This window comes from Paenibacillus sp. JT22N7, assembly GCF_059383875.1.
The window spans coordinates 19,492-31,683 of record NZ_JBXENY010000001.1; the positions used below are offsets into that span (position 1 = coordinate 19,492).

The following is a 12,192-nucleotide window of genomic DNA, read 5'->3' on the forward strand; positions in this document are numbered from 1 at the left end:
CTTTTCTTTTGTGCGGGAACCCTCATCTGTAGTACAATGATAGACAATAGTGACAAAACAATGAGCGAGGTAACGAGATGAAGGTTGTACTTTCCACATTAAACGCAAAATTTATTCACACATCGCTAGCGCTGCGCTGCCTGAAAGCCTACAGCGGCGAGCAATTCGATATTGATATTGCCGAATACACGATTAAAGATCCCGTTATGAACATTGTATCGGATATTTACTCCCGCCAGCCGGATGTAGTCGGCTTCTCCTGCTACATTTGGAACATTGAAGAGACGATCACGGTCATCAATATGCTGCGCAAGGTCAGCCCGCAGGTGAAAATCATACTCGGCGGACCGGAAGTAAGCTACGACACCGATCATTGGATGGAGCGCATTCCCGAGGTTGATTTTATCGTCGTCGGCGAAGGCGAGGAGACGTTCCATCATCTGCTGACCGAGATCGAGGGCGCGGGCAAGTACCATATGGTATTCGGGCTCGCCTATCGTAAGCAGCGCGAGGGCTATATTGAGGCGCTGGTTAATCCGGGTCGTCCGAAGCTGGATCTGGCTACGCTGCCGTCGCCGCATCGGTTTGCCGAGGATGTGCCGCATTTGGCCAGCCGCGTCGTTTATTTTGAGACGAGCCGGGGCTGTCCGTTCAGCTGCCAGTTCTGCCTCTCCAGTATTGAGGTAGGCGTGCGTTATTTTGACAAGGAGCGGACGAAGGCGGATATTTTGTATTTGATTGATGCCGGAGCGAAGCTGATTAAATTCGTCGATCGGACGTTTAATATTAAGCGGGATTACGCGCTGGAAATTTTTCAATTTTTGATCGAAAATCATAACGGCTGCGTCTTCCAATTTGAAATTACGGCAGATATTATGCGCCCTGAGGTGCTCGACTATTTGGCTGAGCATGCGCCTCCAGGTGTGTTCCGCTTCGAAATTGGCGTGCAGTCGACGAATGATCCGACGAATGAGGCGGTTCAGCGCAGACAGAACTGGTCCAAGCTTGTGCGGACGGTGACGAAGGTGAAGGAATCGGGCAAAATCGACCAGCATCTCGACTTAATCGCCGGATTGCCGCTCGAAAACTACGATACATTCAAAGGCACCTTCAACGATGTGTTTGCGCTCGGGCCTGAAGAAATGCAGCTCGGATTCCTGAAAATGCTGCGCGGCACCGGGCTGCGCAATGACGCTGACAAATGGGGCTACATCTACATGGACCGTGCGCCTTACGAAATGCTCGGCAATGACCTGATGCCTTTCGGCGACATTGTGCGCATGAAGCGGGTAGAGGATGTGCTGGAGAAATATTGGAATGCGCACCGGATGGACCGTACGCTCATGTATTTGGTGGAGCAGGTTTTCCCGTCGCCGTTCGATTTCTTCCAGGACTTTGGCGACTATTGGGAGGAGCGGGGCTGGCAGAAAATCGGGCATCAGCTGGAGGATTTATTTTCCCGGCTGTGGTCGTTCCTGAACAGCTATCAGCATGAGCAGCAATTGGCTGGCGAAGCTAGGCCGGATATGGACGTCATTATGGGGCTGATGAAATATGACTATTTCCTCAACCACAAATACAAGCCGCGCAAAACATGGTGGGAATTCACGATGGACAAAGCCGTATGGGGAAGCCATATGCGCAGCCTCGTCGAGCGGCCGGAGAAGGTGTCGGATTCGTTTGCGGCGCTCGGCATGTCGGAGAAGGAGCTGCATAAGCATGCCGTTATCGAGCGGCTGCCATTTGATCTGGAAGCCTATTTTGCGGACGGCTCGATCCAGAAAAATACGCATACGCTGCTCGTTGTCCTCTATGCCATGGAGGCTGGCAGCAGCAAGCCGACGCCAAAGCCGTACATGCTAAAGCTGCATAATGATGCGGTAACCGCGTAAATATGCAGTTCATGTCACGTAAAGTGACGTGAACTGCTGTTTTTTTATTGACAAACAAAATGCTGACACCTATATTAATCGTAAAACGATTATTGTATGTTAGGTTTTGAGAAGAAAAGATCAGAGACTGTTGAATGAGGGATACTATTGGTTCAATCTATTGATCGCGCGATGCAAATTATTCAGCTGCTCATGTCGGACAACAGCCGCATTGGCTGGGCGATATCAGATATTTCGGAGCGGGTAGGCTTGCCGCTAAGTACGACGCATAGACTAATTAGTACATTGGTAAGGCATGAGCTCGTTGTTCAGCTTCCGGAGACGAAACGTTATCGGCCGGGGCCAAAGTGGATGGAAGTCGGCTTGCAGCAGGTCGAGCAGATGGATTTGCGCACGGCAGCTAGGCCGATAATGGAACGTCTGGCGGCTGAAGTGAAAGAAACGGTTTTCTTAAGCATCCCTTACGGCAAGTTTTCGATGGGAATCGATAAAGTAGACGGTAAGGTGAAGCTCCGGGTTGTAGAAAGCTTGGGCGAGCGGATTGCGATGCATATTGGCGCGCCGAATAAAGTGATGTTGGCCAATATGAAACTGGCTGAAGCGGAAGCGATTTTGATTCGGCTGGTGGATGACCAAGAGAAGCGCAAGCAGCTGTTGTCGGCTTTGCCCGGCATCAAGAAGGCGGGATATGCAGTTAGCTATGCAGAGCTTACGGAAGGTACGGCGGCGATTGCAGCTCCAATTATCGGCTTCGGGCGAAAAGTTGTGGGAGCTCTTGGGGTCGGCGTCACGACGGACCAGCTGACAGAGGAGCGTCTGGATTTTCTCAGCAAGCAGGTTATACAAGGTGCTCACGAAATAACGACGACGATTGGCGGCTGAGTCCGCTAATCCGTTATTTGAGGGAAGGTGGCGTTTGCTCGCCGGTTATCTAGCCCTCTTTTTCCAATTGTCAAAAGTAAATAAAGTATTTTCTTAGTGCTTAGGCTAAGATAAGTCCCCTGTTTAAGCACTACATGCTACCCGCGTACGTTCTTTAATTAGTAATTGGAAATGGATATAATGAGGAGGACGTAGCCCAAGCGAAGGCGCGGGAGCGTCCTTTTTATTGAACTAACGGGAAGGATAGAGGAACAGACGGTAAGGTTGTTCTCGAACAGAAGAAAAAATTAATGATATGATGTTGTAAATGGAACAGGCTAGTCGAGCCTATTTTCTATTTTCGTGAGGGAGTCGATAAATGGGTATGGGAAGTACGAATCAATGGGATGCGGAATGGGAAGTATCAGAAGAATTAGCTCATAAATTAATAAGCAGTCAGTTTCCACAGTTAGCTTCACAAAGCGTACAAAAACTAGGATACGGCTGGGATAATACTGTTTTTCTTGTTGGGGCCGAATATGTATTTCGCTTTCCAAGAAGAGAAGTTGCAATTAATAGTTTAAGGATGGAAGGAAAGGTACTACCTAAGCTTAAAGATTATTGTTCCATTGCATATTCGATACCGCTATTTTTTGGGGAAGGGGATTATAATTATCCTGCGCCTTTCCTAGGCTACCCCTATTTATCAGGAAAGTTTCCAATCGGATTAACTGACAAGCAACGTGCGTTATCAGCAACAACGCTCGCGCAATTTTTAAAAAGCTTACATGCATTCCCTGTGCAAATTGCCCAAGAAAATGGAGTTCAACATGACCACAGAAATTTGATTGATATTGCAATGCGTAAAGAAAAGTTGCATAGATTCATTTCCAACCTTGCCCTTCATTTTAGTGAAGAAGAGTATCGTGAATTATCGAACTATTTGGAACAGCTTGGGACTGAAAAAGTGAACCCCAAAAACGTATTCCTCCATGGAGACCTTCATTTTAAAAATATGCTGGTAGACGAGAATGGAATAGTTTCAGGGATTATCGACTGGGGCGATATCAATATCGGACATCCTGCTTGCGACTTGAATGTCGCGTATAGCTTTTTGCCTCCGGATGCACGTTCAGACTTTTTCAAAGAATATGGGGATGTCGATGAAGAAACGAAGATATTAGCTCGATTAATAGCCATATACATTCCCATTTTGATCATGATGCAGGCAATTGATTATAAAGATGAAAAGTTGGTTGCTGAAGCAAAAGCGATCATAAAACGTGCTCTCGCTGATTAAGAAATGTCATTCCGCTAACGGATACGTTAGTACAATATATTGGCTTTTATTACTTTTGAGCAACATGCTAAAATATATTAGTACCAGTTAACCTCTGAGTCTAATGTGGAGCTTAGAAAGACTTCTATAAAGTATTTGTGGTAACTGGTACGATATTTAGAAGGAATTAGCCCCCTAATAGGCGTATATATAATTGTGCAGTGACCTCTCAGGGAACAACCGCCCAGAATAGGTTTGGAGCCGGCAGGACATCCTCCTGGACTTCTTTAACAGAAATGAGGCGCTCCAAGTTTTTGGCGCTGCACATTTGATGATTATTCAACCTGTCGAAATGACAGGTTTTTTTGCGTAGATTAACAAAGAACTTAACAGAGAAATAAGGAAATTGTTTCCTTATGTCGAAAGAACTTAACAGAAGCCCTTTAAAGTTATTGAGGCGGATTCTCGACCTCTCAGTTTATTTTGGGTACAGCACCGAATCTAAAACCTGACATGCTACATTGGGCCCATTACGGAGCTCTTAAGAAAACTTGGTTAATCTGGTGCAAATGATTCGAATAGGTGATCATAAGTTGGATAATTTTATGCTTACGGATATGAGCATTAATGAAGGTCAAGAAAACTCTAGAGCCTTCTATCCCTTCTATGTTGGAATTGATATCGGTTCGGATTTCCATGTTGCTGCTTGCATTCCTTTTGAAAAGTTCCGCAGTGAGAAGGAATGGAAACGCAGTAAAACAATGAAGTTCAACTCAAATAGCCAAGGAATTACAAAGTTTATCCATGCTTTAGAAGATATTCAGGCACAATTCGGGTATAAACCCCAGGATTTCTTTATATTACTGGAGCCAACTGGTGGACATTATTCATATCTTGTAGTTCGAGTTTTATTAGATCGAGGCTATTCTATATATCAGGTTGAAAATAAAGCTGTAAAAGATTTTCGTGAACGCCAGCTAGGACTTAATGAAAAATCCGATGAAATTAATGCTAGAATCATGACCTATATGGGATGGCACAAAACCCTTCATCCTGATATGCGTTCGGTGCGAATTGTTCGTCCTGCAAGTGCAGAGCAGGTTTTGTACCGCACATTAACTAGGGATCGCTGGTTACTTACTACTCAATTAACGAGACGTAAGAATCAAGTCCAGCAATTATTTTCTGTAACCAATCCTGAACTTAAACGAGCTTTTAAAAAAACCGGGGCGTTAAGTGTCCTCAAATTGGCTCTGAAGTATCCTACATCGCAGGAAATGGCCAAGGTAACTCAGGATGAACTTAGGCAAACTCTAATAACTATTGGTGCAAAAACTACTGCTACGAAAGCCTCTACGACCTTGGCGGAATTGTTACCCAACACATTAGCCTTGAACATTCCACACCTAGCTGAACGGCAAACGTGGCTAATTGAAGAAGCTTTGCGTATAGATGAAGCGATAAAAAGCATGGATAAACAGATTTCCTCCCTGCTTTATGGTGATAAAGAAAAAGGATACAAACCGCATCCTTATACAAAAATACTTATGTCATTCCCTATCATGAGTGAATCTATGGCCTGTACATTTATCGGCGCTATTGGTGATATTGAACGCTTCTCAACATATTTAGAGCTTAAAAAATACCTTGGTGTAGCCGCTGAGAATAAAATCTCGGGCACATCTGTTTTTAAAAGTAGGCAGACATACGAGGGTGTTAGAGATACTCGTAGAGTTCTATTCTTAATGACTTTACTGTTAATATCTCCAAAAATAAGTGAAAATAGTTTTCGTGTTTACTATAAACGATTAGTTGATCGAGGGATGGCGAAGAGAAAAGCAATAGGTCATGTATGCGGTAAGATAGCCCAAGTTTTATACTCATGCCTTAAAAACAACGAACCGTATGATCCGTTCAAACACGCGAGCAAAATGGGAGTAATCCTTAATGGCGATAAAGTAAGATTAAAGATCCCAGCTAATTTAGAAGATTACGAACGCCAAGCGGATGAGTTAGCTGATGACGATGCCTTATAAACGACGTATCGTACACTGCCTTAGTATAGAACATAAATAGCCCATTGCCTTGTAAATTGGAAACTAAGGAACTTCCAGTTTACGGTGATGGGCCCACTGAATTTTTATAAGCACTACACTACATTAGACTCGCCGCAGTGATCGGAAGTCGGTCTATATGCGGTGCAAAAAAACGCCGGTGACCTTAAGCAGGTGACCGGCGTTTCCCTATTAGCTTTTTGGCATTTTGCTTTCATCCATGTACAGCAGGTTCCAGCGGTGACCGTCCAGGTCGGCAAATGCTGCGCCGTACATCCAGCCGTCATTTTCACTAGGCTTGCTAAAGATGCTTCCTCCAGCTAACTCTACTTTTTGAATAAAGGCATCTACTTCGTCTCTGCTTTTAGCGCCAATGGAAAATATGACTTCTGCGCTTTGGGAAGTATCTGCTTTTTTTGAACCTGTAAATTTCTCAAACGCCGCATCCGGGAACAGCAAAATCGTTGTTTGGCCTATGGCAAGCTTGGCTCTCTCGTTACCAACGCTCGCCGCATGGAATCCAATCTCATTGAAAAAGGTAGTTGACCTCTCAACATCTTTGACCGGCAGGTTAATCCAAATCTCCTGTGACATGAGCGTAGCCTCCTGTAATATATTTTAAACTACTCCTACTATACTCTACCTCTGGCAGCAGAAGCGAATCAAGGCTACCGCTGTTTCTATTTTCAATCCAGTCTAATACAACATTTTCAATACACACCAATAAGCTTCGTTATGCTCGGCACAGCTCCGAGTTTTTTATTATATCCGGAAAGATTTTTCGAATAACGGAAAAACAAGGATGTTCATCAAGCTTTTGTTGTAATGATGGATTTATTGCCTGTCTGCATTCATACCTTATTTCATAAGCACATTTCGCCTATGCCACAGTCGGAGCCTGCTGCCATTCAAGAAAGAAGCGGCAGGACATTGCCTAGAAGGAGGGGAACGCATGGCGGTCATGCGTGACATGCTGTTGTATTTGTCCAAAAACCGATTAGCCAATCGGATGGCGCAGCGCTTTGGGCTTCGCCTTGGCGCAGAACGCTTCGTAGCGGGAGAGACGCTTGCCGCAGCGATGAAGAAGGTAGCCGCGCTTAACGAGAGCGGCCTCGTCGTGACGCTTGACCATCTTGGCGAATTTACCCGAAGCGAGCAGGAAGCGAAGGAATCCGCCGAAGAGGTTGTGAAAGGGCTGCAAGCTATTGCGAGCGCCGGGGCCGCCGCCAACGTTTCCGTGAAGCTGACGCAGCTCGGGCTGGATATTTCTTATCCGCTATGCCTTAGCCATATGCGAATGATCGTATCGGAGGCGAAACGGCTGGATAGCTTCGTGCGCATCGATATGGAGGATTACGCCCGCAATGAGCCGTCGATCCAAATGTATGAGCAGCTGCGCGCAGAGTTCGGCCATCATATCGGCATTGTCCTGCAGGCTTATTTATTCAAAACCGAAGCGGATATGGAGCGGCTGAGCATTTTGAAGCCGAACTACCGATTGGTAAAAGGCGCCTACAAAGAGCCGCCAGAGGTCGCTTTCCCTGACAAAGCGGATGTAGATCACAATTTTATCCATCTCATTAAAAAACAGCTGGAAAACGGCCATTATGCCGCTGTCGCAACCCATGATGATGCGATTATTGAATGGGTAAAGGGTTATGTCAAGGAGCAGGCAATACCGATGACGCGGTTTGAATTTCAAATGCTGTACGGCATTCGCACAGCGCTCCAGCAGCAGCTCGTTGAAGAGGGCTACAAGGTGCGGGTCTATGTGCCGTACGGAACAGATTGGTATGGCTACTTTATGCGGCGGCTGGCCGAACGGCCGGAAAATGTCTCTTTTGTGCTCAAATCCATGTTCAAACGATAGGCTGAGCTGAGAAAGAAATAGCCATCAGGCTGGAAAGAGGGATGGTCATGAAGGAGCAGGCTAATACGATTGAGCAGACCGAGCGGCTTGGCGCGCATAACTATCATCCGCTGCCGATTGTCATCGCCAAGGCGGAAGGCGTGTGGGTCGAGGACCCGGATGGAAAGCGTTACATGGATATGCTCAGCGGGTATTCGGCGCTCAATCAAGGGCATCGGCATCCGCGAATTATAGAAGCTTTGAAGAACCAAGCGGATCTGGTCACGCTGACGTCGCGAGCTTTTTATAATGAGCCGTTTGGGGAATTGCTTGCGCTGCTGACAGATTTAACGGGCAAAAATATGCTGCTGCCGATGAATACCGGTGTGGAAGCGGTAGAGACGGCGGTGAAGGCGGCCCGCAGATATGGCTACCGGGTAAAGGGCATTCCGTCGGGCCAAGCGGACATTATTGTGTGCGCCGGCAATTTTCACGGTCGGACGCTGACCGTTACGTCTTTCTCTTCCGAGCTTTCGTATCGGGAAGACTTTGGCCCGTTTACACCGGGCTTCACCATTATTCCCTATGGCGATATTGCGGCGCTGGAAGCGGCCATTACCCCGAATACGGCTGCGTTTCTCGTCGAGCCGATTCAAGGGGAAGCTGGCATCATTATTCCGCCGGAAGGTTATTTGCGCCAGGCTGCCGCTTTGTGCCATCAGCATCAGGTGCTGCTGATGGCAGACGAGATTCAGACGGGGTTTGGCCGTACGGGCAAGCGCTTCGCCTGTGATTGGGAAGCGGTCACGCCGGATGTTTACATTATGGGCAAAGCGCTTGGCGGCGGCGTGCTGCCTGTGTCAGCGGTAGCGGCGGACAGCAGCATTTTGGGCGTGTTTGAGCCGGGCTCGCATGGCTCAACTTTTGGCGGCAATCCGCTGGCGAGCGCCGTAGCAGTCGCAGCGCTCCGTGTAACCGAGGATGAGCGCCTCGCGGAAAGATCGCTGACACTGGGCGAGCGGCTGCTTACCAAGCTGCGCGAAATCAAGCATCACGACATTGTGGAGGTGCGCGGCAGGGGGCTTTTTATTGCGATCGAGCTGAAAGGAGCGGCGCGGCCCTACTGTGAGAAGCTAAAGGAAGCCGGCCTGCTATGCAAGGAAACGCATGAAAAGGTAATCCGGCTTGCGCCGCCGCTGATCATTTCCGAAGACGAGCTGGCATGGGCGGCTCAGCGTATAGCGGATGTTTTTCAAGCGATGTGACCCGACTTATCCAAATCATCTATTTTAAGAGGAGAAGGGTGGAGCTTTCCTATGATTACTTATGTACCGGAGCCATTTACCGATTTTACGATCGAGGCGAACAGCGAGGCGCTTGCAGCAGCAATTAGCCAAGTGCAGCAGCAGCTGGGCCATGTTTATCCGCTTATTATCGGCGGCAGCAGGGTCATGACAGAGGAAATGCAAAGCTCCATCAATCCTTCCAGCACGAGCGAGGTCGTGGGGCGGGTATCGAAGGCAAATGCAGAGCAAGCAGAGCAGGCGATCGCAAGCGCCTATGAGACGTTTAAGTCGTGGTCCAAGGTGCCTGTGGCGCATCGGGCGAGATTGCTGTTTAAGGCAGCAGCAATTTTGCGCCGCCGCAAGCATGAGTTTAACGCCTGGCTCATGATTGAGGCGGGCAAGACGCGCGGGGAAGCAGATGCTGATACGGCGGAAGCGATTGATTTTCTCGAATATTATGCGCGGCAAATGCTGGAGATGAGTGAAACGGTAGCGAAAAAGCTGGTCGTTCGGCGCGGCGAAGATAACGATCTGCAATATATTCCGCTTGGCGTCGGTGTCGTCATTCCGCCGTGGAACTTTCCGCTGGCGATTATGGCGGGCATGACGACGGCGGCGGTAGTGGCGGGCAACACGGTAGTGCTGAAGCCGGCAAGCACAACGCCTGTGATCGCGTACAAGTTCGTCGAGGTGCTGGAGCAGGCGGGCATGCCGGCTGGCGTCGTCCAGTTTTTACCGGGGAGCGGCGCGGAAATTGGCGATTTGCTCGTGACGCATCCGCTGACGCGCTTCATTTCCTTCACGGGTTCTCGGGAAGTCGGACTGCGAATATTCGAGCTGTCTGCCAAAACATCGCCGGGCCAAGTTTGGCTAAAACGGTTTGTCGGCGAGCTGGGCGGCAAAGATGCCATCGTTGTTGATAGCGAAGCGGATCTGGAAGCAGCGGCGCAGGCGATTGTCGCTTCGGCATTCAGCTTTTCCGGGCAAAAATGCTCCGCCTGCTCCCGGGCCATCGTCCACGAGGCTGTCTATGACGCGGTATTAAAACGCTGCACCGAGCTGACGGAGGCGCTGACCGTCGGCAATACGGTGGACTTTAGCAACTATACAGGGCCAGTCATTGATTCGAATGCGTACCGCAAAATTTGCGAATATATCGAAACGGGCAGCAAGGAAGGGAGGCTTGTGACCGGAGGGCAAAAGGCGGAAGGCGATGGCTATTTCATTCAGCCTACGATTATTGCTGATCTCAAGCCTGATGCTGTACTGATGCAGGAGGAGGTTTTTGGCCCGGTGCTCGGCTTCTGCAAAGCTTCATCTTATGAAGAGGCGCTTGAGATTGCCAACAACACGGAATATGGACTCACAGGTGCGGTATTTTCGACGAACCGCGTTAAGCTGGAGCTGGCGCGCGAGCAGTTCCATGTCGGCAATCTTTATTTTAATCGAAAATGTACAGGAGCCATCGTCGGTGTCCATCCTTTCGGCGGCTTCAATATGTCGGGAACGGATTCCAAAGCCGGGGGGCCGGATTATTTGCTGCAATTTACACAGCTTAAGCTGATTTCGGAGCAGCTGTAAATAGCTGAAGCAGGTGATAATCAAGCCCAGCAGGTAAAGGAGGATGGCTTATGCTGCCGATTAGCCAAACGGATATTTCAATTATCGGTGTCCCGATTGATCTGGGGGCAGACCGCCGCGGCGTCGATATGGGCCCAAGTGCCATTCGCTGCGCGGGTATTGAGCAGAAGCTGGAGCAGCTCGGCTATATGGTGCATGATTTGGGCGATGTGGCTGTGCGCCGCCCTGCATCGCGTCCCGAACCAGGCGAGAAGCTGAAATATGTAGATGAGCTCGTTAGAGTCAATAGCAAGCTGGCGGACAAAACGGCCGAGGAGCTGGGGAAAGGGCGGTTTCCGCTTATTTTGGGCGGCGACCACAGCATAGCCATCGGCACGATAAAAGGGGTGCAGCGCCATATTCCGCGCCTTGGCGTGTTATGGTTCGATGCGCATTGTGATGCCAACACAGCGGATACTACGCCGTCGGGCAATATTCACGGCATGTCGCTGGCGGTTAGTCTCGGTTATGGCAGTCGGCGCCTGCTTGGAGTGGGAGGCACTGGCAAACGCGAGCCGATCCGTCCGGAGGATGTCGTCATTATCGGGGCCCGCTCGATTGATCCGGGCGAGAAGGCTTTGCTGCGCAAGCTTGGCGTCCGCGTCTATACGATGCATGATATTGATCGGCGAGGCATGGACCAGGTAATGGAGGAAGCGCTTGAGCGGCTTGCGGCAGCAGATGGCGTCCATTTGAGCTTCGATTTGGACGGTCTTGACCCGAATGATGCCCCGGGTGTCGGTACGCCAATTATCGGCGGAGTCAGCTATCGGGAAAGCCATCTTGCGATGGAGATGCTGGCCGAATCGAAGCGGCTTGTATCCGCGGAGTTTGTTGAGGTGAATCCGGTACTCGATTACCGCAACAAAACAGCTCATACAGCAGTCGAGCTGATCGGTTCTGTTTTCGGTGAGCAAATTATGTAGCTCGGCAGCAAGTCCGGCATAAACAGCAGAAACACAAGGAGGCTGCTTCCGTGTCCAGTAGCCATCTGGCAGCGGAAGCCGCCTCCTTGTGATGATTATCGTTATTCTTATAGACATTAAGTGTAGGGTCATACAATCATGTAGGCGCATCCGAGGTGTATGGATAGAGTACAATTAATGAGTTGAATGCCTCTTCCGCAGTGCTTGCTGCTGCGTATCCCGAGCTGGTGGAGCCAAGCATCGCCGGCCATTCCATTAATGGAATAAGCCGATTGGAGCTTCGGCACTTGCGTATTTTTGCTGGAAATTATGTGCTGAACCGTCCATAATAGAAGGACTGGATTATGCATTTTATATGATAAAGCGATAGATATCGATGGCTACAGGTGGAATGAAGGCTGGCTGGATGGTCGAAAGGGCGGCGT

The 12,192-nt window shown here is 49.0% G+C and carries 10 protein-coding genes; 9 read left to right on the top strand and 1 reads right to left on the bottom strand.

The genetic code is table 11. The features are described from left to right. Positions 1–77: 77 nt before the first annotated feature. The 4 genes from AC50Y5_RS00075 to AC50Y5_RS00090 all read left to right on the top strand — a co-directional run bounded on the left by AC50Y5_RS00075 (position 78) and on the right by AC50Y5_RS00090 (position 6,068). A complete protein-coding gene (locus tag AC50Y5_RS00075; RefSeq protein ID WP_056043096.1) occupies positions 78–1,892 on the top strand; it encodes a B12-binding domain-containing radical SAM protein in 1,815 nt (604 codons plus the stop codon). A gap of 147 nt (positions 1,893–2,039) precedes the next feature. Continuing rightward, entirely contained in the window at positions 2,040–2,774 is a 735-nt protein-coding gene (locus AC50Y5_RS00080) for an IclR family transcriptional regulator (RefSeq protein ID WP_494857628.1), read from the top strand. A 364-nt stretch (positions 2,775–3,138) separates the two neighbouring features. Further along, on the top strand, positions 3,139–4,053 hold the full coding sequence (locus AC50Y5_RS00085) for a phosphotransferase (RefSeq protein ID WP_430164622.1): 915 nt from the start codon (positions 3,139–3,141) through the stop codon (positions 4,051–4,053). Between the two features lie 557 nt (positions 4,054–4,610). Further along, positions 4,611–6,068 carry an IS110 family transposase gene (locus AC50Y5_RS00090; protein WP_063892707.1) on the top strand — a complete coding sequence of 486 codons (1,458 nt, stop codon included), beginning with the start codon at positions 4,611–4,613 and terminating at the stop codon, positions 6,066–6,068. A gap of 210 nt (positions 6,069–6,278) precedes the next feature. Here the strand turns inward: AC50Y5_RS00090 and AC50Y5_RS00095 are convergent, their stop codons facing one another. Then, the gene (locus AC50Y5_RS00095) at positions 6,279–6,680 is read right to left on the bottom strand and encodes a VOC family protein (RefSeq protein WP_056043101.1); all 402 of its coding nucleotides are present in this window, start codon (positions 6,678–6,680) and stop codon (positions 6,279–6,281) included. 358 nt (positions 6,681–7,038) lie between these two features. On the opposite strand from AC50Y5_RS00095, the gene AC50Y5_RS00100 reads away from it, so the two are divergent. From AC50Y5_RS00100 to AC50Y5_RS00120, 5 genes are all read left to right on the top strand, one after another. Continuing rightward, positions 7,039–7,956 carry a proline dehydrogenase family protein gene (locus AC50Y5_RS00100; RefSeq protein ID WP_056043105.1) on the top strand — a complete coding sequence of 306 codons (918 nt, stop codon included), beginning with the start codon at positions 7,039–7,041 and terminating at the stop codon, positions 7,954–7,956. 47 nt (positions 7,957–8,003) lie between these two features. Then, positions 8,004–9,200 (top strand): ornithine--oxo-acid transaminase, encoded by a 1,197-nt coding sequence (locus AC50Y5_RS00105; protein ID WP_056043107.1) that lies wholly within the window; start codon positions 8,004–8,006, stop codon positions 9,198–9,200. 51 nt (positions 9,201–9,251) lie between these two features. Beyond that, the gene (gene pruA, locus AC50Y5_RS00110) at positions 9,252–10,802 is read left to right on the top strand and encodes an L-glutamate gamma-semialdehyde dehydrogenase (protein ID WP_494857631.1); all 1,551 of its coding nucleotides are present in this window, start codon (positions 9,252–9,254) and stop codon (positions 10,800–10,802) included. Between the two features lie 50 nt (positions 10,803–10,852). After that, the gene (gene rocF / locus AC50Y5_RS00115; RefSeq protein WP_494857633.1) at positions 10,853–11,767 is read left to right on the top strand and encodes an arginase; all 915 of its coding nucleotides are present in this window, start codon (positions 10,853–10,855) and stop codon (positions 11,765–11,767) included. 182 nt (positions 11,768–11,949) lie between these two features. Further along, positions 11,950–12,096: a hypothetical protein gene (locus tag AC50Y5_RS00120; protein WP_155973632.1), complete on the top strand. Its 147-nt coding sequence runs from the start codon at positions 11,950–11,952 to the stop codon at positions 12,094–12,096. The last annotated feature ends 96 nt before the right edge of the window (positions 12,097–12,192 follow it).

Excerpts from the sequence above, each read along its gene's own strand:
- AC50Y5_RS00075 (WP_056043096.1), top strand. The coding sequence starts at position 78 with ATGAAGGTTGTACTTTCCACATTAAACGCAAAATTTATTCACACATCG.
- AC50Y5_RS00085 (WP_430164622.1), top strand. The coding sequence starts at position 3,139 with ATGGGAAGTACGAATCAATGGGATGCGGAATGGGAAGTATCAGAAGAA.
- AC50Y5_RS00095 (WP_056043101.1), bottom strand. The coding sequence starts at position 6,680 with ATGTCACAGGAGATTTGGATTAACCTGCCGGTCAAAGATGTTGAGAGG.
- AC50Y5_RS00100 (WP_056043105.1), top strand. The coding sequence starts at position 7,039 with ATGGCGGTCATGCGTGACATGCTGTTGTATTTGTCCAAAAACCGATTA.
- AC50Y5_RS00105 (WP_056043107.1), top strand. The coding sequence starts at position 8,004 with ATGAAGGAGCAGGCTAATACGATTGAGCAGACCGAGCGGCTTGGCGCG.
- pruA (WP_494857631.1), top strand. The coding sequence starts at position 9,252 with ATGATTACTTATGTACCGGAGCCATTTACCGATTTTACGATCGAGGCG.
- rocF (WP_494857633.1), top strand. The coding sequence starts at position 10,853 with ATGCTGCCGATTAGCCAAACGGATATTTCAATTATCGGTGTCCCGATT.